This is a genomic window from Methanothermobacter marburgensis str. Marburg, from assembly GCF_000145295.1.
GTDB classification, from domain to species: domain Archaea; phylum Methanobacteriota; class Methanobacteria; order Methanobacteriales; family Methanothermobacteraceae; genus Methanothermobacter; species Methanothermobacter marburgensis.
This window is the reverse complement of sequence record NC_014408.1, coordinates 1441223-1464905: the sequence shown is the minus strand read 5'-3', so window position 1 is coordinate 1464905 and position 23683 is coordinate 1441223. Positions and strand designations below refer to the sequence as shown.

24 protein-coding genes are annotated in these 23683 nt (G+C 48.0%); 5 read left to right on the top strand and 19 right to left on the bottom strand.

The window, feature by feature from the left end; translation table 11 throughout:
• Positions 1–57: 57 nt before the first annotated feature.
• From MTBMA_RS07755 to MTBMA_RS07745, 3 genes are all read right to left on the bottom strand, one after another.
• Positions 58–294 carry a hypothetical protein gene (locus MTBMA_RS07755; protein WP_013296378.1) on the bottom strand — a complete coding sequence of 79 codons (237 nt, stop codon included), beginning with the start codon at positions 292–294 and terminating at the stop codon, positions 58–60.
• A gap of 94 nt (positions 295–388) precedes the next feature.
• Complete coding sequence (locus MTBMA_RS07750) at positions 389–766, bottom strand: hypothetical protein (protein ID WP_238523367.1); 378 nt, start codon at positions 764–766, stop codon at positions 389–391.
• Between the two features lie 143 nt (positions 767–909).
• Complete coding sequence (locus MTBMA_RS07745) at positions 910–3429, bottom strand: pseudomurein-binding repeat-containing protein (RefSeq protein ID WP_013296376.1); 2520 nt, start codon at positions 3427–3429, stop codon at positions 910–912.
• A 766-nt stretch (positions 3430–4195) separates the two neighbouring features.
• Between MTBMA_RS07745 and polB1 the strand changes: the two genes are divergently transcribed.
• Positions 4196–5965, top strand: a complete 1770-nt coding sequence (polB1, locus tag MTBMA_RS07740) for a DNA polymerase PolB subunit 1 (RefSeq protein ID WP_013296375.1) — start codon at positions 4196–4198, stop codon at positions 5963–5965.
• Here polB1 and comE read toward each other — a convergent pair.
• The 7 genes from comE to MTBMA_RS07705 all read right to left on the bottom strand — a co-directional run bounded on the left by comE (position 5962) and on the right by MTBMA_RS07705 (position 13016).
• Complete coding sequence (gene comE, locus MTBMA_RS07735; RefSeq protein WP_013296374.1) at positions 5962–6504, bottom strand: sulfopyruvate decarboxylase subunit beta; 543 nt, start codon at positions 6502–6504, stop codon at positions 5962–5964. The two genes, polB1 and comE, sit on opposite strands and share 4 nt — an antisense overlap.
• A 4-nt stretch (positions 6505–6508) precedes the next feature.
• Entirely contained in the window at positions 6509–7006 is a 498-nt protein-coding gene (comD, locus tag MTBMA_RS07730) for a sulfopyruvate decarboxylase subunit alpha (RefSeq protein ID WP_048901232.1), read from the bottom strand.
• Positions 7003–8028 (bottom strand): L-sulfolactate dehydrogenase, encoded by a 1026-nt coding sequence (gene comC, locus MTBMA_RS07725; RefSeq protein ID WP_013296372.1) that lies wholly within the window; start codon positions 8026–8028, stop codon positions 7003–7005. Before comC ends, comD begins: the two co-directional genes overlap by 4 nt.
• A gap of 10 nt (positions 8029–8038) precedes the next feature.
• Positions 8039–9055, bottom strand: a complete 1017-nt coding sequence (purM, locus tag MTBMA_RS07720; RefSeq protein ID WP_013296371.1) for a phosphoribosylformylglycinamidine cyclo-ligase — start codon at positions 9053–9055, stop codon at positions 8039–8041.
• A 46-nt stretch (positions 9056–9101) separates the two neighbouring features.
• On the bottom strand, positions 9102–11012 hold the full coding sequence (locus MTBMA_RS07715; protein WP_013296370.1) for a beta-CASP ribonuclease aCPSF1: 1911 nt from the start codon (positions 11010–11012) through the stop codon (positions 9102–9104).
• A 72-nt stretch (positions 11013–11084) separates the two neighbouring features.
• The gene (gene psmB, locus MTBMA_RS07710; RefSeq protein ID WP_013296369.1) at positions 11085–11717 is read right to left on the bottom strand and encodes an archaeal proteasome endopeptidase complex subunit beta; all 633 of its coding nucleotides are present in this window, start codon (positions 11715–11717) and stop codon (positions 11085–11087) included.
• A 207-nt stretch (positions 11718–11924) separates the two neighbouring features.
• A complete protein-coding gene (locus tag MTBMA_RS07705) occupies positions 11925–13016 on the bottom strand; it encodes a formate--phosphoribosylaminoimidazolecarboxamide ligase (RefSeq protein WP_013296368.1) in 1092 nt (363 codons plus the stop codon).
• 144 nt (positions 13017–13160) lie between these two features.
• Here MTBMA_RS07705 and MTBMA_RS07700 point away from each other — a divergent pair, with 144 nt between their 5' ends.
• Entirely contained in the window at positions 13161–13886 is a 726-nt protein-coding gene (locus MTBMA_RS07700) for a class I SAM-dependent methyltransferase (RefSeq protein WP_013296367.1), read from the top strand.
• A gap of 9 nt (positions 13887–13895) precedes the next feature.
• The gene (locus MTBMA_RS07695) at positions 13896–14462 is read left to right on the top strand and encodes a DUF429 domain-containing protein (protein ID WP_013296366.1); all 567 of its coding nucleotides are present in this window, start codon (positions 13896–13898) and stop codon (positions 14460–14462) included.
• Positions 14463–14575: 113 nt separating this feature from the next.
• Here the strand turns inward: MTBMA_RS07695 and cofG are convergent, their stop codons facing one another.
• The 8 genes from cofG to MTBMA_RS09320 all read right to left on the bottom strand — a co-directional run bounded on the left by cofG (position 14576) and on the right by MTBMA_RS09320 (position 20346).
• Positions 14576–15649 (bottom strand): 7,8-didemethyl-8-hydroxy-5-deazariboflavin synthase subunit CofG, encoded by a 1074-nt coding sequence (gene cofG, locus MTBMA_RS07690; RefSeq protein WP_013296365.1) that lies wholly within the window; start codon positions 15647–15649, stop codon positions 14576–14578.
• Positions 15650–15670: 21 nt separating this feature from the next.
• The gene (locus MTBMA_RS07685) at positions 15671–16108 is read right to left on the bottom strand and encodes a DUF2120 domain-containing protein (protein ID WP_013296364.1); all 438 of its coding nucleotides are present in this window, start codon (positions 16106–16108) and stop codon (positions 15671–15673) included.
• Between the two features lie 8 nt (positions 16109–16116).
• Positions 16117–17073 carry a GTP cyclohydrolase MptA gene (mptA, locus tag MTBMA_RS07680; RefSeq protein WP_013296363.1) on the bottom strand — a complete coding sequence of 319 codons (957 nt, stop codon included), beginning with the start codon at positions 17071–17073 and terminating at the stop codon, positions 16117–16119.
• A gap of 264 nt (positions 17074–17337) precedes the next feature.
• The gene (locus MTBMA_RS07675) at positions 17338–18006 is read right to left on the bottom strand and encodes a DUF2100 domain-containing protein (RefSeq protein ID WP_013296362.1); all 669 of its coding nucleotides are present in this window, start codon (positions 18004–18006) and stop codon (positions 17338–17340) included.
• Between the two features lie 12 nt (positions 18007–18018).
• Positions 18019–19014 (bottom strand): histone deacetylase family protein, encoded by a 996-nt coding sequence (locus MTBMA_RS07670; protein ID WP_013296361.1) that lies wholly within the window; start codon positions 19012–19014, stop codon positions 18019–18021.
• A 31-nt stretch (positions 19015–19045) separates the two neighbouring features.
• Positions 19046–19519 carry an Lrp/AsnC family transcriptional regulator gene (locus tag MTBMA_RS07665; RefSeq protein WP_013296360.1) on the bottom strand — a complete coding sequence of 158 codons (474 nt, stop codon included), beginning with the start codon at positions 19517–19519 and terminating at the stop codon, positions 19046–19048.
• Between the two features lie 153 nt (positions 19520–19672).
• Positions 19673–20149 carry a DUF4013 domain-containing protein gene (locus MTBMA_RS07660; protein ID WP_013296359.1) on the bottom strand — a complete coding sequence of 159 codons (477 nt, stop codon included), beginning with the start codon at positions 20147–20149 and terminating at the stop codon, positions 19673–19675.
• Positions 20131–20346, bottom strand: a complete 216-nt coding sequence (locus MTBMA_RS09320) for a hypothetical protein (protein WP_013296358.1) — start codon at positions 20344–20346, stop codon at positions 20131–20133. The genes MTBMA_RS07660 and MTBMA_RS09320 overlap by 19 nt, the downstream gene beginning before the upstream one ends.
• Positions 20347–20472: 126 nt before the next feature.
• Between MTBMA_RS09320 and MTBMA_RS07655 the strand changes: the two genes are divergently transcribed.
• Complete coding sequence (locus MTBMA_RS07655; protein ID WP_013296357.1) at positions 20473–21159, top strand: hypothetical protein; 687 nt, start codon at positions 20473–20475, stop codon at positions 21157–21159.
• 38 nt (positions 21160–21197) lie between these two features.
• Here the strand turns inward: MTBMA_RS07655 and MTBMA_RS07650 are convergent, their stop codons facing one another.
• Positions 21198–22343 (bottom strand): tRNA (guanine(10)-N(2))-dimethyltransferase, encoded by a 1146-nt coding sequence (locus tag MTBMA_RS07650; protein ID WP_013296356.1) that lies wholly within the window; start codon positions 22341–22343, stop codon positions 21198–21200.
• Between the two features lie 340 nt (positions 22344–22683).
• On the opposite strand from MTBMA_RS07650, the gene MTBMA_RS07645 reads away from it, so the two are divergent.
• On the top strand, positions 22684–23583 hold the full coding sequence (locus MTBMA_RS07645) for a CPBP family intramembrane glutamic endopeptidase (protein WP_013296355.1): 900 nt from the start codon (positions 22684–22686) through the stop codon (positions 23581–23583).
• The last annotated feature ends 100 nt before the right edge of the window (positions 23584–23683 follow it).

Genomic DNA, 23683 nt, shown 5'->3' with positions numbered 1-23683 from the left:
TATTAAATGAAAAAACCTTAACATCCCCCTTCATCTTGGCAACATGATAACTCCTCTTTATGTTCCGAATATAATTAATGCAAGGATTATGGCCATCATCCATCTTATTTCTTCTTTTTTTCCCTTCAACTCATCCACGAAGAAGTGCAACCAGAATAAAAGGAAATAAATAAACACGGCTAAAAGGGCCGCTATTGGAACCAAACCATTAAAATGCCTAATCCCAACAAAATATAAAATAATATCAACACAAATAAGAAAATAAACCTTCCCAAACAAAGATTCATAATCCAAAAAAGACCCTCCTCACTAACAATATACTGCTTCATCCCCACCGTAGAGTACCATCAGGGTTCTTCGGCATTCCATGTTGTATGCAATGGGATCCTCATACTGAAGTCTTGGATTCTTTGATTAAAAGGGTTGCCACTATCAGAGCAAAAATACCTATTAATATTCTGTCTAAGATTATCATTGTTAAAGCAAAGATGTATGCTAGTATTATGGAGGATTTGGCTAACCATTCCATCTTAAGTTTCCCTATCTTATTTAAGAAGATGAAAGAGATTATGAGGAATGTGAAAGCCCCCACATCCCCCCCAAGGAAAAAAGATCCAATGGCAAGCAACACACCACCTATAACCCCATATAAGAGAAAATCCAACCTCTTTTCCCGTTCTCCTAAACCTCCTAATATCAGTAATATACAACCTATAAATACTAACATAAAAAGTATACAGCCTATGATTATTCTTAAACCTAACATAGAACCACCCATCCTTTTTCTCCAATCACCCCACCACAAATCACCTCAAAGCCAAAACCAAACACAACTTAGTAGATCTGCCACTGAAACCAACACCTAGATAATCAGCACATAAAGCTTATCAATCCAAACAAACCACCACCTTAAATATATACTGCTTCATCCCACCGTAGAGTACCATCAGGGTCCTTCGGTATTTCAATATAGTGTATACAATGATCCTCACCAACATAAGCCCTAAGCTCATAACCATGAGCCCATGTACGATGATATGCAATATATTTCCAATATTCCTCTGGGAGATAATGATCCCTAAAATCGAGTATCCCATTGCCTATAGCCATACACAAACCAACTGGCTGAAGTATTACCCCACCACCAGATTTCGATAATACATATATTACTGCTGGAAGCATATATTCAACAAAATCATTTGAAATGTATGTTTGATGTTCCACGATAAATTCTTTGATGCTGCCTGTAATGTTGTTGAGTTTGGAGTTTATGTAGGCTATTGTTGTTGCGTATGCTGCTATGTTAACTCCTATGAGGCCCTGACCCACCAAGCCATAACTGATGATTTCAACAAAGGTCATGGGGTTATGTAGGGCGAGTCGCATTGAAACTATAAGACCCATGAAGGCTTTTCCCACACTATCCCTTAAACCTTCAAGATTTACTGTGCCATTACCATCCAAGAGTGACTTTAACCTTTCAGAGGACATTATGGTTCGGCCAAGTTCTTGGGCCCATTCTGTTTGTTGGTGGTAGTAGCAGTATGCTCCCATAAGATTGTAGATTATGTCTCTGACCATTCCTGTTTTATGGTCTATTATGATGTATCTTCCTTGGTTGTCAGTGATTAGCGTATAATTTTCGGTTTCGAGGATGTCTAGTGGCTCTCCATTGAGTAGTTTCTGGCCTATTCCTGTTATTGGGGCGGTTGTGGGGTCTGATCCTGGGAATAAGGCTTCCATAACATAGTATTCTATTGGGTTTATGGTGGATGTCCTTGCGTAGTTGAATGCTTTCAGGTTTTGTGTTGTTCCGTTGGCTTTCACTCCCATGTTGTGGTTGCATTCCAGGCTTATCCATGTCGCTGGGCTGTGGTCTCCTGCTGAGACCATCGCTGGCCTGGTTCTTGTCCATGTTATGTTGTATTTTGCGGCTGCCTGGTCTGCGATTGTGTCGTGGAGGTATATTGTTTCGAGGCCTGCGAGGAATAGTCCGTAGGCTGCTTTTAATGGTCCTGGAGGGTATTCTTTGTTTAGCCAGTATTGTAGTGTCTGGTTTGTTATTTTTTTGGTGGCTATGGTGTAGGTTATAATGGCGTCATAGTTGCTGGCTTCCCAGGTTAGGGTGTCATTTATTATTATGTTGGGCCCGGTTTCTCCTGGCGGGTGTATGTAGTAGCCGTTTGTGTAGAGTAGTAGGAGCGTCCTTGTTGATCGGTTCCCTGGGAATGTTATGTTGGCTATTGTGACACTTTCTTCGCCAGGATATTCTATGCTGACTTGGAGGATGTCTATGCATCTTCCATGGTTTGTTAGGATGAAGTTCTTTTCTTGTTCTGTTAGGTTGAAGTTGTTGAGGTATTCATTTATTGTTTCGAGTTCGTCGAGTCCGAGTTTTGTGCAGATTTCTATGAGTCTGTTCAGTCCTGCGGTGGCGGTCCAGACAATTTCCCTTTGACTTTGCCTGTTCACCTGATAGAATGGGTTGGTTAGCTCTGCCAGTTTATATGCTACACCATCCTCCACAAGGAATACTGTCTCATTGAATGGGCCTGTAGCCATAGCCCCTATACTAATCCATTTGGCTGTATTGTTAAGAGGCATTTTAAAGGTTAAGTTTAAAGTTTGTCCCAAAAACGTTACTGCTGTTGAATTAACATGAATTGTCGCAAGCATAACCTCCAACATCATCGTCCTAGTGGATGTGACACCATAACCCCGGACGGTTAAGGTTACGGTGTATGTTCCTGCTTTGTAGGTGTGTGTTGGGTTCCTTTCAGTGCTTGTTGTGTTGTCTCCAAGGTCCCATTGCCATGATTGGATGGAACCTGTGCTCTTATCCATGAAATAGGTGGTGTAACCTTCGATTTTGTAGGTGTAGTCGGCCCGTGGCCTTGTGATGGTTCCTTCTTTTTTTGTTATTTGTTGTATTGTAATGTGGTCTGGTAGTTTGCCTGTGCTGTTGTAGAAGTTTATTATCCTTGCATAGGCGTAGATCAGGCTTTCGTAGCGCACTTGTCCAATGGCTGTGTTGGCATAGTTCGGCGACCTGCCATTGGATTCCATGAAGTTTTTGATGTTCTGGGCTGCTTGGAGGTATCCTGTCCCTGTTGTGTATGTCTTGTAGAGTGTTCCTGTTGCCGCCCCACTCGGATTAGTAGGAGGATTATAATCAGGTAATGATATGCCGGTCCTTTTGCCCTGATTAAGGTTCAGGACAGTGGAGGACGCCGCATACAAATAATTGTCTGATGTTATATTCTTCCCATTAACCACAACCATTGATGGTATACGGTTCTGTGATGCTGTATAGTTTCCTATCATCTTAGAGGCGTCACAAACCTCATCATATGATAAACTTAGAGCGAAAGAATTACCTATAAGATAGAAACACAAGACAGCCATCATAAAGAACAGAAACTTTCTCATAAAAAACACCTCCAGCAAAATAAAGTTGATTATAAAATCATATAAAAATATTATTATCCAATTGAGGACCGAAAAACATAAATCCCATTATATAACACAAATTTAATATTAAAATTTATTAGATAAGATCTTCGTCACTTACATTTTCTCTTAGATCTCTAACATCCCATGTTCATGATTTTCATTAAAAACTTACAAAAAATCCATGCAAAGCATGCATGAAGTGTTAATATCTCTTTCTTTGTAATGCAAATGAGATTGCATTGAGTGTTTCTTTAAATTGGCATTGGAATGATTTTCCCAGTGATAAATTGGCATTTCATCACATAACGTCTTTGTTTGAGTCTGTATCTGCGGTACTTACACTCCACCAGGAGCGTATGGTTTATTGCCAAAGGAGGAAGCGATAATGCTTACATCACGTAATTTTTCACGTTCTTTACTGTAATTCTTCACGGGCTTAACATCTTTATCGATTTGTAATGGGATGTATTGTCTGTTCACAGAAACTCTAACTCAATGGTGTCTTATTACATTTTGACATGAAAGGGATCTATAGTTTTTATCTGATTTTTTTCTTGTTCCGTTTTGTTTTAGAAGTTGTTCAAGTCGAGATTTTGCAGGTGTTTTTACAAGTCAACTGCTCTGTGTTCACATTTTTTAATATCTTTTGATACTATGGCATACTGGTCTGGCAAGCCAGTTAAACGGATAACCCCTTCATTCCTAGAACATTTTATTAGTCCCACACAACAGAGTAAACTCCATGGAAAGATACAGCATGGTGCTCCTTGACATCGACTACCTAACGGTCGATGAGATGCCCGTCATCAGGCTCTTTGGTAAGGACAAGTCAGGAAATGAGCCAATCATCGCATATGACAGTTCATTCAGGCCATACATCTATGCAATCCCCATCGATACAGAGAGGTGCCTGGATGACCTCGCTGAACTGGGACTGGAAAAACTTGAGGTCACAGAGCGAAGGGACCTTGGAAAACCGGTGGAGGTTATAAGGATAGAATTCAGGCACCCCCAGGAGGTTCCGAAGTTAAGGGATAGGATAAGGAACCTTGAATCCGTTGCGGATATAAGGGAACATGACATCCCCTTCTACCGGAGGTACCTCATTGACAGGTCAATCGTTCCAATGGCAGGGATAGAATTCAATGGCGTGGAGGCGGAGTCGGCATCATCCATCACATCAGATGATGTGAGGATAATTGAGATAACCGACGGGATACAAACATCTGATTCTGGCTTCCCCCAGCTGGACATCCTCAGCTTTGACATTGAGGTGAGAAACCCCCATGGGATGCCTGACCCTGAGAATGATGAGATAGTGATGGTTGGAATTGCCGGTAACATGGGCGTTGAATCGGTGATATCAACGAGGGGTGAGCACCTGGACTTCGTTGAAAGGGTTGGGGATGAGGCGGCAATCCTTGAGAGGTTCGCTGAAATCGTCAGGGAGAAAAAACCCGACATCCTTGTGGGCTACAACTCCGACAACTTCGACTTCCCCTACCTATCAAGGAGGGCCGAGATCCTTGGGGTGGAACTTGACCTTGGATGGGATGGCTCAAGGATAAAGACCATGAGGAGGGGATTTGCAAACGCAACAGCCATAAAGGGAACGGTGCACGTGGACCTCTACCCTGTGATGAGGAGGTACATGAACCTTGACCGCTACACACTTGAGAGGGTCTACCAGGAACTCTTCGGGGAGGAGAAGCTGGACCTTCCAGGCGATAAGCTCTGGGAGTACTGGGACCGGGAGGAGCTGAGGGATGAACTCTTCAGGTACTCCCTTGATGACGTCGTTGCAACCTACCGGATCGCAGAGAAGATTCTCCCCCTCAACATGGAGCTCACCCGTATAGTTGGCCAGCCCCTCTTTGACATATCCCGCATGGCAACCGGACAGCAGGCCGAATGGTTCCTTGTAAGGAAGGCATACCAGTACGGCGAACTTGTACCAAACAAACCATCACACTCGGAGTTCTCAAAGAGAAGGGGTCGCAGGGCCGTTGGAGGGTATGTTAAGGAACCTGAGAGGGGCCTCCATGAGAACATAGTCCAGTTCGACTTCCGCAGCCTATACCCCAGCATAATAATCTCAAAGAACATATCCCCGGACACACTCACCGATGAGAAAGATTGTGACTGCCACGTTGCACCGGAATACGGTTACAGGTTCCGTAAGGAGCCAGCAGGTTTTGTACCCTCGGTTATAGGCGAGATACTCTCTGAGAGGGTCAGAATCAAGGGGGAGATGAAGCGCTCAGATGACCCCATGGAGCGAAAGATACTCAATGTACAGCAGGAGGCCCTCAAGAGGCTTGCAAACACCATGTACGGGGTCTACGGTTACTCAAGGTTCAGGTGGTATTCAATGGAGTGTGCAGAGGCCATAACCGCATGGGGAAGGGATTACATAAAGAGGACAATAAAAATAGCCGAGGAATTCGGTTTCCATACGGTTTATGCAGATACAGATGGTTTCTACGCAACATACACAGGGAGGAGGTCCTAGGATCTCACCTCATCCATGAACCTCTCAATTATCTCCTCAGGGCTTAAATCTATGACAGGGACATCCGCGTTACCAGGTTTTACAGGCACATGGGCAAAAACTGGCCCATCCTCCTGGAGGACACGCTTAAAGTCAGGTTCCTCGTGGAATCTGATAACATTGAATCCCATTGACCCGGCAACATCCCCCAGGTCTATGAGATCTGAGTAGGTGCACTGGGAACCAGTGCTTCCGTAGCACCTGTTGTCCAGGAGGACTATGACGAGGTTTTTGGGTGCCTGGGCAGCGGCTGTTACCAGTCCCCCCAGGTTCATGAGGATGGATCCATCACCATCAAGTACCACAACCCTCCTATCCTGTGAGAGGGCAAGGCCAAGTCCAATGGAGGGGGCCATACCCATGGATCCAAGCATGTAGAAATGTCTTGACGAATCCTTGATACTGTAGAGCTCCCTTGATGGGAAACCCAGGTTGCATACCACGATTTCATCATCAAGGACGCCCACAATTCTTTCTATGGCTTCAATTCGTGTAAGCATGTTATCACCAGTAGGCAACCTCAAGGAGCACAGCCACAGGATGCCTCCTTTTAAGTGAAAGTTCTGTGAGTTCCATTATGGATTCCCTTGCCTCTGAGGGTGTTTCAGGGGTACTGTAGGGTATTTTGAGGATATCAAGTATATCGGTCGTGGCCCTTCCCATGGGGATCTGGGCCTCCATGAACTCACCCCTTGTCCCCCTGTGGCTTACAATCATTGTTATGGGGATATGGTAGAGGCTGTAGAGTGATGCGAGGACATTCACGGAGTTACCGAGACCTGAGTTCTGCATCAGCATGGCTGTGGTCTTGCCGGCCATGTAGGCGCCGGCTGCAACACCGAATCCCTCTTCCTCACGTGTAACAGGCACGTGCCTGATTTCCGGGTCAGAGTCCACCATTTCAAGGACGAACCTGAGGTTCACACAGGGGACACTGACCGCGAAGTCTATCCCCGCCTCCTTCATACCCTCGTAAACAGCCCTGCTGCTATCCAACTTCATAACCCCTTAATCTTGAGGTCCAGGCCGAGTTCATCTGATATTTCATTCAGCCTTTGAAGGAGCTTTTCATCCACCTCTATTCCCTCTTCACGCCCCCTCTTTATGTTCATGGCCTCAATGTCACCGGGTATGAGGACGTCCCCGGATGATTTAACCTCCTCGATGAATTCATCCACGCTGGATTTGAATTCCTGGAGGTCGACCATCTTTGAGGGGTCTATGGCCATCATGAGGTCGCCCTTGGTGCACATCTCCCGGGGGTTCGCGGTTCCCTTCACCGCAGCCCCAAAGGCAGCCCCCACAAGGGGACCTGCTAGGATCTCTATCATGAATGAAAGCGCATAACCCTTATGCCCACCGAAGGGGAGTATGGACCCCTTAAGGGCAAGTTCAGGGTCGGTTGTGGGGTTTCCATCGGCGTCCATTGCTATGTTTTCGGGTATACTCTCACCCTTCCTGGCGGCCTCCAGGAGTTTGCCCCTGGCGGATGCTGAGGTTGCCATGTCAACCGAGACATAGTGCCTGTTTGATGGGATCCCTATGGCCACGGGGTTTGTTCCCAGGATGGGTGTTTTGCCACCTATGGGTGCCACAGCAGGCTCTGTATTTGCTATCACAACCCCTATCATGTCGTTCATGACCGCCATGTCCGAGTAGTATCCGGCAACACCAAAGTGGTTTGAGTCATGGACACCAACAAGCCCGACGCCGGTATCCCTGGCCTTTTCAATTGCAAGTTCCATTGCCCTGCAGGCAACAAAGTGTCCGAACATGTGGTTACCGTTTATGAGGGCCGTTGAGGGGGTTTCCCTTTCAATGGTTATGTCACCATGGGGCTTTATTGTCCCACATCGCAGCCCCTCAACGTACTGGGGGAAACGACCGATTCCATGTGAACTGAAACCCTTCAGGTCCGCGTCCAGGGTAACATCAGCCACTATCTCTGAAACCTCCTCTGGAACCTCCATGGCGGTGAGTATTTCCTTTATGATTCTAACTTCCTCTTCAGCACTTATCCTCATAAGAGTCCTCCTAAAGTTTTATTGATTCACCGGTGTAAGTTTTAAGGGCAACCTCCGCTTTCCTGGGTGTTACGTTACCGATATGGTGGGCGCCGTCACCAAGGACGTCAAGGGCGTCGTCCAGGTCATCATGGCTGACAACAGCACAGAAGCCAACACCCATATTGAAAACCCTGTACATCTCTGTTATATCAACCCCTGCTTCGTGGATGGTCCTGAATATCTCCTGTGGTTCTGGCAGGGAATCAAGATGGTATCCAACGTCCCTGTTGAGTCTCTTGAGGTTTCCGAAGCCCCCTCCTGTTATGTGGGCAAGGCCATGGACACTCACCCCTGACTCAAGGAGCCTCATTATGGGATCCACATAAATCCTTGTGGGTTCAAGGAGTTCCTCGCCCACGGTTTTAGCGGAGCCCGGCATTTCATCGTTCACTGAGAGTTTCAGCTCATCAAAGAACACCTTACGGGCAAGGCTCAGGCCGTTACTGTGTATACCGCTGCTTTCAAGGCCTATAACAGCGTCACCCTCCCCCACATTCTCACCGGTTATTATGCGGTCCACATCCACAAAACCGATCCCTGTGGCTGCAAGGTCAAGGTTTCTGATTATACCTGGGAGGGAGGCTGTCTCCCCACCTATTATGGCCACCTGTGCGATTTCAGCACCCCTTGCAAGGCCCTTACCTATCTCATCAGCAACATCAGGGTCTGGTTCTTCAACTGCGAGGTAGTCAACGAGTGCCGCCGGCTTTGCGCCAACACATAGTATGTCGTTTACCACCATCGCGATGCAGTCAATCCCCACGGTGTCGTACCGGCTCATCATCTCAGCGACCAGTATCTTGCTACCGACACCGTCGGTGCTCATGGCTATGGCCACATCACCCATCCTGACCAGGGCCGCGAAGTGGCCGGCCCCGCTTATAACGTCACAATATCTGAGTGTGCCCTTAAGCCGGGAGGTTAAGCGTGATACGGTCAGCTCCTCCAGGTCTATATCCACACCGGATTCTGAATAGGTTACCATTCAATCACCACTAAAGAATAGTTTAAGGTCATCTAAATAGTTAGCCTCACTGTATACGCACCGTTTCAAGGTTCAGCGGTGTTTTTGTTTCGATGCGGTACGTCCTGTAGATGCTGGATGCAAGGTCAAGGGTCTTGTAGTTATCACCGTGACAGAGCAGTATCTTCTCAGGCTTGGGTGATATTCTCTTTACGTATTCCATGAGCTGTCTTCTGTCTGAGTGACCGCTGAAACCCTCAATGGTCTTTATGTTCATCTTCACATTGTAGACCCGCATCTTGTCCTCCTCATCCTTGAGGGGGATCTCCTTCCACCCCTTCTGGATCCTCCTACCAAGGGAGCCCTCGGCCTGGTAACCCACAAATACCAGTGAATTCTTGGGGTCCTCGCAGAGCCACTTGAAGTACTCCAGGGAGTTCCCGCCTGTCAGCATACCCGATGTTGATAGGATTATTGAGGGCTCTCCCTCAACGATCTCCCTGCGCTCATCCATACCATTGACCTTATGAAAGATCTCTGAGATGAAGGGGTTGTGGCCCATGTGGAATATCTGGTCCCTGAGGTCCTTGCTCAGGTACTCTGGTCTTGCCGTGTGGATTGCGTTGGCCTCCCAGATCATACCGTCTATGTACACCGGGACCTCATCGATTATACCCGTCCTTATGTACTCCTCAAGGACTATCATGAGTTCCTGGGCCCTTCCAACCGCAAATACCGGTATGAGTATCTTACCGCCCCTCTTAAGGGTGGAGTAGATTGTTTTCACAAGTTCCTTCTCTGCCCGCGTCCTTGGTGGCTGCACATCCTCGTGTCCACCGTAGGTGCTCTCCATAACCAGGGTTTCAATTCGCGGGAACCTGCTGGCTGCTGGTTCAAGGAGCCGGCTCTGCTCATACTTGAAGTCCCCTGTGTAGACCATGTTGTGCTGGCCGTCGCCTATGTGGAGGTGAGCCATCGCTGATCCGAGAATGTGGCCTGCATTGTGGAGTGTCAGCCGTATATCCGGTGCGATGTCGGTCACCTCACCGTAATCCAGGGTTATGGTGTGTTTGACGCTCTTCTTCACGTGTTTAACATTGAATGGAAGTGGTTCGTCCTCCCTGTGGGCTATGTCTATGTGGTCAAGCTGCAGGAGTGTCATGAGGTCCCTGGTTGGGGCTGTGCAGTACACGGGTCCATCGTATCCGTAGTGGTAGAGGTAGGGCAGGAACCCTGAATGGTCAAGGTGGGCATGGGTTATTATCACCGCGTCCAGGCTGTCCAGTGTGAATTCAGGGACATTGAGATAGGGGTAGGAGTTCCTGTCATCCCCACCGGCAACGTTCACCCCACAGTCAAGGAGGACCCTGCTGTTGGGGGTCTGGAGGTAGAGGCAGGATCTCCCCACCTCCCTGAAGCCACCCATGGCTGTGAGGCGGGCCCAGTCATTCTCATATTTTGGTTTCTGGTGTATTCTATTTCCAAGCTGCTGCAGAATCTTCTTCCTTTCCTTACTGTTCTTCCTGAGGGTTCTGCGTATCCTCTCTATTATTTCAGAGGATATTGGAGGTGTTCTCAGTATCTTGGGGGCCCATCCAGTGTTCTTGACTATCTCCCTGGATGTTGAGCCGTACTTACCTATGACGAGCCCGGGTTTTCTTGCCTCGATGATGACCTCGCAGGTGACATCGTCAAAGGATATGTTGGTTATCTTCGCCTCCTCGGGTACTATCTCATGGATCCTCCTTATGGTCTCCTCAGGGTCCATGAGGACCGAACGGTCGGACCTTATTATTATCCTCTTGCGGATGTCCTTTGCAATGTCCCTTATTAGGTTACCGTTCTCGGTTATTATCTCGGGGTTCTTGGTGTAAATGACGACCTCGGGTCCCTCAAATTCCACCTTTGCAACCTGGACCCTCTCAGGAAGTCTCTGCATTATTGTCCTTTTGATTTCTTCAAGCATCTCTGAAACCATAAGATCACTTCTAAAAAACAGGGGATCAACAGTAAACTGGTGTTTACTGCAGATTAAAAACAGGAAAAAAAATCAGTTGAGGTCTTCAAGCCTTTTCTGGATTTCCTCTTGGCTGAGCATCCTGAAGCCTTCCTCCTCTGTGACAGTCGCCACAAGGATGCCGTTGCCCGAATAGGTATCCCGCTCCATGGCTGACTTTATGGCCCTTATGGCGATGTCAATCGCATCATCAACATAGAGTTCATCGGCGTACCTGTCCTCAAGCACACCGTAGGCCACGGGTGAACCTGAACCTGTTGATACAAACCTGTCAGGTATCATACCCCCTGATGGGTCAAGGGAGTATATCTTTGCACCTGTTTCATCAACACCACCGAGGAGTGTCTGGACAATGAATGGGTAGAAACGTGATGAGTGAAGTATGTTGGCTGCAAGTGCAGCTGCAGCTTCTATGCTTATCCTCTCTGAGTTTCTCATGCGGTAAAGGGCAGCCTCTGCCTTGAGGTATTTCATGAGGCTCTGGGCATCTGCAACTGAGCCCGCTATTGTGGCTGCTATGTGTTCATCTATTTTAAAGATCTTGTCTGTGGCCTTGTGGGCTATGAGGTTGCCCATGCTGGCCCTTCTCTCTGTGGCAAAAACAACTCCATCCTTGCATGTTATGCCAACAGTTGTGGTGCCTTTCAGCGTTTTTTCATCTTTCATAAATACACCTCAGTAAAAATAATAAAAAACCAGCTCCAGTTCTTAATTGTGTTTTATGATGTAAGTGGCTGTCCATGAGGACATAAAAGTTCTGTACCTTATATAAATTGGAGGTCCTTATTAAACTTTGCGATTTTTTTATAATAAAATAAGGTTAAGGGGGTTATCATTTCAGGATTTTCCGGATCCAGAATGAAAGTGGGGGTGCTATGTTATGATTTCAGGCAGGCGGTCTGTCTCTGAGGCCACCTTTATCTCCCTTGCAACACGCCGCCCCATGCTCATTCCCTCCCCATGGAGGAGGTAACTGTAGGTGGATCCATGCATGAAGGTATTTGTTCCCCCATCTGTACGGGCACTCATCTCGAATGTAACGATTTCCAGGTTATCTGTGCACATGGTCTGAAGGCAGAATGGGCCGTTCATACCGGGGGGCACGATTTTACTGGCTGCCTCAACCATACGGTCGCCCATGTCAAATGCCTGTGGAAGCAGTGATTCCCTCATTGCAACAGGGTGGTTACCTGTTATAACATATGATGGGTCCAGGTTTATCTCAAGCTGGTCCCTTGCAGGGATCCTTACAAGGCCGTCGATGTTTGACTCGAAGCGGCTGTCCATACCCATGAGCTCCACTTCATCGTTCATGATTGAGTAGAAGTAGTGGATACAGAAGTTCGTACCTGATACATACTCTTCAATGTGGGCATCATCAACATCGTCCTCGGTTATCCAGCCCCTCTCAATCATTGAATCGATTTTATCGTTGAATTCCCCTGTACTGGACGCCACAAAGTATCCCCGGCCACCCCTGGCCCCGGGGAACTTGACCATCACTGGTCTGTCTATTTCTTCGGGGTCAGTGTACTTGAGGGGTATCCTTATACCAGCCTCCTTCATGAGTTTCCTCTCAAGGTCGCGTTCGGATTCCCATCTCAGTATGTCCCTGTTACCGAACATGGGGACATAGAAGTCGTTTTCGATATGGTCAAGGCCTGCGTAGGCCACAAATGATCCATGGGGGACTATTATACTGTTCATGGACCTTAATTTGTCCTGAACATCATCATTTACAATGTCACTGAACTTATCAACAATTATGAATTCATCTGCAACCCTGAACCGCTGGTATGGTACCTCCCGGCCCTTTTCACATACCACAGCGGTTCTGAAGCCCTCCTGTTTTGCACCGTTGAGTATGTGGAGTGATGTGTGGCTGCCAAGGGTTGCAACTGTTATGTCTTCCCTGCTGTATCCATCAAGGATGCTGAGTATCTCATCACGGTTTACCTTACTCATAAAAAAACCCCTCAAATTTATATATGAAGAGTTGGATTTCATGCTAGTTATCTTTTTTGCCTTCAACAGAAGCCATTAAATACTTTGATGAAGAAGAACATTTATGGATTTATTTTTCAGAAAGCCCTCCATAGCAGTGAAAACATGAAATGGGTGAGGATAGGGGACATTATAGTTCTAAACAGGGATGTTGAGGACCCTGAAAGATTCCTTGAAATGCCGGGTGTGAGGGGTGTTCTCCTTGTTGAGGGGATAAGTGGACCCCTGAGGAGGCCCCGCGTCAGGGTCCTTGCAGGTGAATGCACCGAGACAATCCACAGGGAAAACGGCTGCCTTTTCAGGATAGACCTCTCCAGGGTAATGTGGTCAAGGGGTAACATAAATGAGAGGGCCAGAATACCCGGAGTTGTTGAGGACGGCGAAACCGTTGTTGACATGTTTGCAGGTATAGGCTACTTTTCGATACCGGTGGCGGTCCATTCAAACCCAGGGAGGGTCCACTCCATAGAGATAAACCCTGACTCATTTGAATTCCTCAAATCCAATATAAAACTCAACAGGGTTGAGGGGGTCGTGGAACCACACCTTGGGGACTGCCGTTCCATCGCCCCTGAACTGGACGCTGACCGGGTTATAATGGGTTATGTTGGAACCACCCACCACTTCCTTGAAGCTGCGATGGAATGCGTCAATGAGGGGGGCGTTTTACACTACCATGAAACTGTTCCCGAGAATATAATGTTCTCAAGACCCATTAAGAGGATTGAAAGGGCAGCACACCCGAGAAGGGTGTCTGTTCTTGACAGGCATATTATAAAGAAGTACTCGCCGGGTGTCTGGCATGTTGTCCTGGATGTAAGGGTCCACTGAGGGGTAGCGGTGTCTGTTGCAGGCGTTGATCTGGCCGCATCTCATGAAAACGAGACAGGTGTGGCCATAATAGACGGCAGGAGAGTGAAGGTGTTCAGTGTCTTCTCATTTGATGAGATAATCCATTCAGTGAAATCCGCAGATACAGTGGCGGTTGACGCGCCACTCTCACTTCCCAGAGGGCGCTGCTGCCTCAGGAGTGACTGCAGCTGCAGCAGGCATGGCCACTTCAGAAGGGCGGACCTTGAGATCAGAAGGTATGGCAGTGTTCTACCATTGACCTGGAGGGGGATGAGGGAGCTCACCATGAGGGGTATCAGGATAAGGGAGGCACTTGAGTCCCGTGGGGTGGAGGTTATTGAGACACACCCCAGGACGGCAGAGGGGATGCTAGAAAATGCGGGTCTGCGGCTGGAAATCTGTGATACCTCCACAATGAGCATACACCAGAGGGACGCCCTCACGGCTGCACTGGTCGCCCTCCTCTATTCAGAGGGAAATTTCATTGAATTAGGGGATCCCTCCGAGGGAACCATAATACTACCTGATGTTGAAGAAACACAATCTAACATTTGAAGAAATCAGACCTTGAGATTAAACATGAAAGGCCCCGGTGGTTGAAGAATCATAATCTAAAAACAGTTGGATAAACCAGCCCCTTAGGGACCCATAAATTCTCAAAGAAGGTGTCATACAAGGAATTCAGGGTAAAGCCTTTCTATTGTCTCGATGACCTTCGGACTTAAAAAATCAGGGTTGATGAACTTCCTGTAAACCGGTAACCTCTCCTTTAACGTGAAGCCCGCGGACTCTGTGAGCCTTCGAAGTTCATCTATCTCTGGCCAGGGGGCCTCCGGGTTCACGTAGTCCCTGCTCAGCGGTGAAACACCACCCCAGTCATCTGCACCTGCAAGCAGGAAGACCTCACCTGTTTCCCTGTTGAGGTTTGGGGGCACCTGTATGCTCACATCGGGAAAGAGGAGCTTGGCCACAGCAACCATCCTCACCATTTCAAGTAGTGAGGGCTCTGGGTGGCGCTCCATGGGTATCCCTGGCTTTGCCCGGAAGTTCTGGATTATTATCTCCTGCAGGTGACCGTACCTGTCCTGGATACGCCTGAGTTCAAGGAGTGATTCGGCCCGCTCCTCCACTGTCTCACCTATACCCACGAGTATCCCTGTGGTGAACGGTATTCTGAGCCGCCCAGCGTCTTCTATCATCTTTATCCTTAAGGCAGGATCCTTACCAGGGCTTTCACGGTGTGCCTCTTCCTCCATCAGTCGGGGACTTGCAGACTCAAGCATGAGGCCCATGGAGGCGTTCACCTCCCTGAGCCTCCTGAGATCCCTGTAGCCAAGCACACCCATATTTGTGTGTGGCAGAAGACCATGATCCAGTGTGGCGCTGCAGAGGTGATGGGCATAATCAACCATATCACTGAATCCGAGCTCTTCGAGTTTCTCCATCACCTCGGGGAACTCATGTGCATTCTCACCGAAGGTGAAGAGGGCCTCTGTGCACCCCACATCCCTGGCCCTCCTGACCTCCCTTAGGACGTCCCCTGGGGGAATGATGGGTGGGTCGGGGGAGTCTGACCTGAAGGTGCAGTAGCCGCAGCGGTTGCGGCAGGCCCTTGTGAGGGGTATAAAGACATTCCGTGAGTAGGTCACCTCCCCTGGCTCGCAGACACGCTTCATGAGGTCCAGTAGTTCAGGGCCATCAACAAGGAGAAGTTCCAGGATTTCTTCCTTTCCAAGAACCATGGGAGCACCGCTAAAATAAGTTTAATCTGAAATATCAGAGACAACAACCTCAACAAAGCAGGGCCCCACACCACTCCGGTCCCTGTAGAGAACAACAAAGAGCCCTGTATCCTCTGTCATGCAGAGCCTGTAATCCACGCTGAAGTTCATATCCTCAAGGGCCTCCTTGAGCCTGTGGATACCTCCGATATCGGTTTCTGTCCCTACCTCAACACAGGACCTTATCTGCTCATCCATCACACCAATGAGGGCCGTGCCCTCCTCGGATATGAGCTCCAGTTCCTCTGCACCCAGTTTCTCTATAAGGCCATCAAGTTCCCTGCCCATGTCCTCAATGTTCATCCTCTTTCTTGACATTCCCCTAACTATTAGTATCTCCTTTGAGTCAAGGGCTGGTCTTGAGCCCTCAAAAGCTTCAAAGTAACCCATGATCTCCCCGGCTATCCTGTGCAGTTTCATCAAGGTTATCACTCCTCTGATCCGTTAAGTTCCTCTATCTCGTATCTAAGTTCCCCCATTGTCGCAACCTTCTCAGCGAAGGCGTTGTGTCTGTGTATGCTCTCCTCGTTTATCTGCCTTACGGTGACTATAGTGTCGTCGGGGAGGTGGGGGTACTCGCTGACTATCCTGTGCACCATGTTACGGACGCAGTCCTCAACGAACATGGGGTTCTCATGGGCACTCACAACAACGGCATTTTCATCGGGCCTCTTGAGGAGTTCATAGACAGGTGAACTCATGGAGCTCTCTATGATGTTTATGAGGTTTTCGGCCCTTATCGTCTGGTCCTCTGGGACCTCTATCATTATCATGCCGCGCCCCCTCTGGTTGTGGGAGGCGAAGGATACACAGTCAAGAACCCTTTCAACTGTTTCAGGGTCAAGGAATTCCAGGAGATTCTGACGGGATGTTTCCTTAACCGATTCCTGTGCACAGGGGCACACGGTCATCCCTACCACCTCTGCCCCTATCATCTTGCGTATGACTATACCGTCATCGTCCCGGTACCCGATGGCGTCTGCCATGATCTTTGTCATCTCCTGGCTCTTCTTGGCGGTGACAGGGGATTTCTTCATGAACATGAAGTCGCTCTTCATGCTCACCTCGGCTCTGCGGGCGTACCTGTGCTTTTTGAGGAGTTCATTGACTATCTCTGCGCAGAGGGATTCCAGTTCAAGGGCGTTGTTTTCAACAACCTCCTCGAGGACGTCACTTATGGCCTCGGGGTTCCTTGACATGTGGATCCCCCTCTGCCTGCTCGGAAGGTCCACAAATGCATCAAATGTTGGAAGAAGTATTATGGGTCTTCTACCATCCCTTTCTATCTTCAGAAGCTTCTTAACACCTGTAACACCCACCCTTGTAAGGTGAACGGGGATGCTAGGAATCTTGTCCTGTGTATCTGGAAAACAAACTAAACCCAAATTTTACACCCCATAAGTAATGGTTACCTAGGTTTTTAAGTATAGTATGAAAACTTTGCTTATATACTTGTCAGGTGATTATGAGTCCCATGAAACATAATATTACACTGAAGTCCCGTGTAAGGCGGATTGGTTTCTTTGATGGAATTTCAGTCCGGTCTTTTCTGAAATGGTGCAATAATGGAGGATGTACCGGAACCTTGGGTCATGCTGTGACTGAAGGCATCATTCTACCATCAAAAGATACCTCAGGCAATAATCAATCTATGAGAGGAGTTTCAGTATCTCCTCAGGGGTGAGGTCCCTGATATTCTCATTCAGTCTCACACCGGCACCATACAGTTCTTCAGCCCTTGATGCAAGGAGGCCTGTGCTTTTATCGGGCTCCCCTATAACGAGGATTTCCCCAAGGTCTTCAAGCTTCCTTTCAATGTCATTCTTAAGGTGCTCTATCTTCTTCTCTATACCCTTAAGGGCAGCATCAGGGATCCGGGGGTTTATCTTCTTCATATCATCCACTGAGAGGGGCGCACCTGCAACCAGGATATTCCCCGGCTCAACGCCGGCCTTAACAAGGAGCTTTTTAACTGATGAATTATTCACAAGTATCAGTTTACCCTTCGAAGCTTCTTTTATCCTTTCAGATGGGTCTTCACGTTCAATGACACCGAAATCTGCAAGCATGCCGTCAATGGCCTCCCTGGAGGCCATGAGCCTCCTGCAGAAATCGTATGCATCTTCCCCGGTGAGCTCATGGGATGGAAGGCTGGCATATATATGGTCCTCGGCTTCAATGAGTTCCATCAGGGCCTCCTGAAATTTTCTGGTGTCTATGACACCATCATGGGGGTCCCTGAACCTGGATTCCCTCCGGATATTCGTGCATGATTTTCTTATAAGCTCCTCTGCCTGTTCAAGCCTGATTTTTTCCATCTTCTGACCCTCTCAGAAATTGAAGAATGGTGAAAACACATCGCTAATCTCATTGAAGATTTCAGCCACAGCCGGTGACCTCTCATATTCCACCTTAACACTGGAACCCTCAAGGCCCTCAATGAATGAGACATTTGAGTTTCCAAGGGCCTGGAGGTCATAGCCTCCCTCAAGCACAGCTGCGCATGGCAGCCCTGTGTCATGGATGAACCATCCCATCCATGAGAAGAACTCCTCATCCACCATTATATCTGCCAGCGGATCCAGCCTGTGGGCATCGAACCCTGCAGATACGAATAACATATCTGCCCTGAATTCACTGAGTACCTGGGGGAGCACCTCTGAGAGTATCCAGATATAGTCGTTGTTTCCTGAACCCCTGGGCATGGGGATGTTGAGGTTGAAGCCCTTACCATCACTCTCTCCTATCTCTTCAATAAATCCTGTCCCTGGGAAGAGTGTCCTGGGGTCCTGGTGCACCGAGATGTACATGACTTCCGGGTCGGTGTAGAATATGCTTGATGTTCCGTTTCCGTGGTGAACGTCAAAGTCAATTACAGCAGCCTTTGAAATCCCGAGGTTCCTGCGGCTGTGCTCAATGGCTATGGCGATGTTGTTGAATATGCAGAAACCCATGGACCTGTCATAGGTGGCATGGTGACCTGGGGGTCTTGCAACGGAGTATCCCCATCCACTTTTCAATGCCTCCTCAGCCGCGACCATGGCGCCACCTGCGGCGAGCCTCGCCACACTGAAGCTCTCAGGTGTCATGTAGGTGTCATAGTCCAGCCATCCACCGCCCCTCCCTGAGAACACCTCGAGGTACTCCACATGGACGCTGCTGTGGACCATTAGGATATCATGGACACCTGCCATCCTTGGCTCCATGAACTTCAGCTGGAGCCCCGAGGACTTCAGGGCGTCAATGATTGCACCTGTCCTCCCCTTGTTCTCAACATGGCCCTCATTGTTGTGGAGGTCATAGGTGCTGGAGTGTATAATGGCCATGGTTGAATTTTTGGTGCAGGGGAATAAATAATTAATCGCCTATCATCTTGGTGGAGGTCATGTCCTCCTTCACTATGTTGAGGACTGTCTGGGTGTAGGTCCTCTGAACGTCACCCTCACTCAGCAAACCCTTGATGAAGCTATCCAGCTCCCCGGTATCCTTGAATTTCCCTATGAGTATGGCGTCGAATTCTCCTGTGACGTCGTAGACTGCAAGGACGTTTTTGTGGTAGGCTGTCCGCGTCTCCCAGTTCCTCAGAACACCACCTTTGACCTTAACACCTATTATGGCTGTGAGTTTGTATCCAAGTTTGGAGTGGTCTATCACTGGCACGAATTTCTTTATAACACCCTTCTTGACCAGCTTCTCAACACGGTTGTGCACGGTACCCACCGAGACATCGAGTATCCTTGAGATGTTCCTGTAGGACATGCGTCCATCTTCATTTAGGAGGTCTATTATTTTTCTGTCAATATCATCGATTTTGACTAGATCATCATCCATTGGAATCACCACTAAACAATGTATACCTATGGAAGTTATATTATAAACTTTTTTAAAGTATGGTGTTTTAGAAGAAGTTATTAACTTTTATAGATAGGAGCTATTCCCTTATAAATGTTTAGCTGAAACAGGAAAAAGTAAAAAAAGGTTAATCTATTCGTAGGCGTACCTGAGTGCAAGGGCCCTGTTAAAGAAGAGCTGGATGTAGGGGTATATTATGAGCAGTGCTATGAGGGTACCGATGATGGGTATTGAATTCAGGAGACCCGCAATGAATGCAATAACAGCTGCGATGAGGCCGACAACGATGTACCAGATGATGTAGTCGATCCATCCGATCTGGGAGATCACATCCAGTATTTCACCGAACCTGAATGCTGCTCCAAGTTCACTGTCATTGTAGGCCATGTGTGCTATTGCAATGGTCTCTATGAGCCCAAGGATTATTGCAAGTATCACACCGATTATCACAGTACCTCCAAGGAGACCTGTGAAGGCTGTGGGGTCTGTGATAACACCGCTTGGTGAAATCATTGCCAGGGATCCGAAAGTACCTGCAAATATTATTATCAGTGGAACTATCATGTATGCAATCTGGACAACGAAGACCTTTAATCCATCAACGAACATTTCACCCCATTCATCAATTCAGGAAGCTCATCAAAACCCGCTATTGAGGCCTTGAGGGCCCTGAAGCCGTATCCCATGACCAGGAAGATGGGTATTATGACAACACTGGCTATCATAAGGACACCGAGTATTATGACCTTCTTCCAGTCACTGGAGGGATACCTTATGGCGTCGTTTACAATTTCACCTATATCCAATTTTCACACCTCCGCGGATTTCCGCAGCTAAAATTATATAAATGATTATATATAAAACTGCCTAATCTGTTTAGAGGAAGATATAAATCGCTGCACAGTTAATAATACAAAAGAGCGGGTGAATGGATGAAGAAGGGGATACTAATCGTTGCTTTGCTGGTGATCGTCGGGGGCTACTTCTACTTTACATCCACTTCAGGAGATTTTGAACCACTGGGGAGGCTCGGATTCGTTAAAATCGCAAACCCCGACATGTACCCTGGTCACATACACTCAAAGTTGCTTGCAGATTATGCCCGGGAAAGGGGATCAAGGTGCATCCTTGTTGTCCACTATGGGGGAAGCTCCAATTACCGCTGCTACATGGAGGGGGATGTCTACATCCTTGAACTTGCATACGTCGAGAAAAAGCAGTACAATCCTGGCATAGACTGGAATGAGGTCTGGCAGGAGGGAATATATGGTGTCCCTGACGACAAGTGGACCTACCGTTCAGATGGTAAGGAATTTGATACACTGGATGAGGCACTGGCTTATATAAAGGAGAGGGCCGCGGAGCACGGGCAGGTGGGCCCCATACCAATGGTGTACCACGGGACTGTCAGGGAGGGGGACATTTTCATAAACCAGGGGTGCGGTTTTCCCCTGTACTACAAAATTGCAAGGGAAGAGTACGGGCCCATCGCAGCATACTACTATGTTATAAGGGGAATAATCTTCCCTTACCTCAACAACCCCTACCGGAACTTTGAAATCAAGAATGCAAGGGCCCTTCAGTACTACTACACCCACAACATGCTGAACTATGAATGAGCACAGTTTTTGGTTGAATAGGGATTTGAATTTTAGGACTACGAACGGGAACCGTGGAGGTCCATTATGATCTCCTCAATCTCCCTGACCCCTGCATCTGTTTTTATGCCGGTTGGCCTTATATGGGTCCTTGAAACCCTGAACCCTGCCTCCCCAAGACCACCCATAACATCCATAAGAGGGGGGGCACTCACACCCAGCTTGCTGCAGATCTCATGGACGTCATAGAATCCGGGCGGCATTCCCACCTCCCCAATACAGGTCTTGAGCAGTTTCAGGACATCCTCTGATTTATTGAGGGATTTATTTTTAGCTTCAGCCATCATGGATCCGATGAATTTTTCATCATGCAGGTCCCCGAGCCAGAGGGGTCCGGCAGCATCCATTTTAGCCCCGCAGAGGGGGCATTTCCTGTCTTCAGGCACACCCCTCACATCTTCATGGTGAAGGCAGCTGAAGCAGTGGAGTATGTAGCCAATGTTTTTGAGGGTTTCATCGGCCCTCCTGGCACCCCTCCTCACATGGGCATAGATCCTCATGTAGTGCTGGCTGCTGTGTGATAGAAGGAATGATGCACCCTTACTGTACCTGGCAAGGTTCATTGCAGTGAAACCTGCAAGTATCCTCAGCCCTGTCTCATGACAGTACTCTGTTTTGAGGGGCCTTGCCGAGTACTTCCTGAGGCAGGGTTTTATATAGGTTCCGCAGAGACCCGAGGTGTCCGTGGCGGTAACAGCAAGGAGTGACCTGTTCCTGGCGGATGCCGCCGCAGAGTCCATGAATGGCGCCGGAGTCCCGAAGGGGTCCACATCGATAACATCAAAGCGGCCGGGGTTCCCTCTGAGGAAGATAGCAGCATCCTCCCTGCTGACCAGGGGGGATACAGAATTCAGCTCTGAGTTATGCTCTATGCATTTAACTGCAAGGGGGTTTATATCATTTGCAGCGGCCTCAGAGACACCATCAACCTCCACCAGGTACCTTATGGCCCTTATGCCGCTCCCTGAGAATGTATCCGCTACACTTATCTCCCTATCAAGTATCCGCTGAAAGGCCTGAACCGCAAGCACCGACACATCCCTGTTGAACTCCATCACAGGGTTATAGAAGACAGGGGCCCTGGATGATACCTTACTGAAATCCGGAACCTCAATTGTGACTGAACCCTCATTTATGGTTATCATATTCAACACTTCCCTACCTAAACACGATAATAATCCACAGTTATAGTTCGGGACTTACATCCAATAAATGAAACTCGATTAACATTCACATTCTTATACTCTGGGAGCAACCCTAATGAAACGCAGTCACATACCAGGGATCAGCATCCAACATTGAGACTCACATCAATCTCAGTTACATACCAGGGATCAGCATCCAACATTGAGACTCACATCAATCTCAGTTACATACCAGGGATCAGCATCCAACCCGACTAACATCAATATGTTTATTAGTGCCGGATGATTTAGTGATTACTGTGATACTCAGACAGGATTTAGTAGGAGGGCCGGTGAATCAATGAGGGATTTTCTGGACAGAGTCTACACTGGAAGAAATGAGCCATGGCGTTATATGCTGACGGTGCTCCTTAGCTTCGTGGTGTCCAATGTGGGCGCCGGTTTTATGGTGGGGTTATTCCTGGTGGCCATCCTCATAATCACAGGGAGAATGGATGCATTTGGGGACATCCCGGGCTTCAGCTGGCCAGCTTTACTCATCATGGTGGCAGTGGCCTTTTCTACCTCAATGTTCTTTCTCTACGTTGGGTTGAAGTTCATCCACAGGCGTGATTTCATATCAGCCGTGAACTCAAGGGGTAGTGTCGACTGGAGGCGGATACTCAGTGGAGGGGTGGCCTGGTTTATTATTGTCGGGATCCTTGACCTGATCTCGATTGTGATGGATCCGTCTTCCGTCAGACTTAAGTTCACACCAGCATTCTGGTGGCTTCTGATACTTGCATTACTTGCATTTCCTGTGCAGGCTTCCTTTGAGGAGATATTCTTCAGGGGATACCTCATGCAGGGGATGTGGATGATCATTAAGAGGCCCATCCCACTGATGATCATGAATTCACTTATATTCTCAATCCTTCACTGGTGGAATGGCACGAACCTTACAATGAGCCTTTCAATAACAGCAAGCACATTCATCATTGGGCTGGTACTTGCACTCATAACACTCGCAGATGATGGTGTGGAACTCGCCATGGGGGTGCATATTGCAAACAACCTCTATGTCAGTGTTATACACAGCTCCCCGGAGGCCGGTCTTGGAAACCTTCCATCCCTGATGGTAAGCCCATCGGATCCCTACGCCTCCCCACTGGCACTGATCCTTGCATCGGCTCTTCTTGTGGCCATACTATTCAGGGGACGCTATGGGGATGTGCTGGATGTTCTGAGGTACCGTGGATGAGGATTAATAACCCACTGAATCGGAGTAACCTGGTTGGGTTATCACATTTTAACTGATTGCAGGGTTAGGGTATCACTTTTTAAGTGCCAGTGAGAAACTA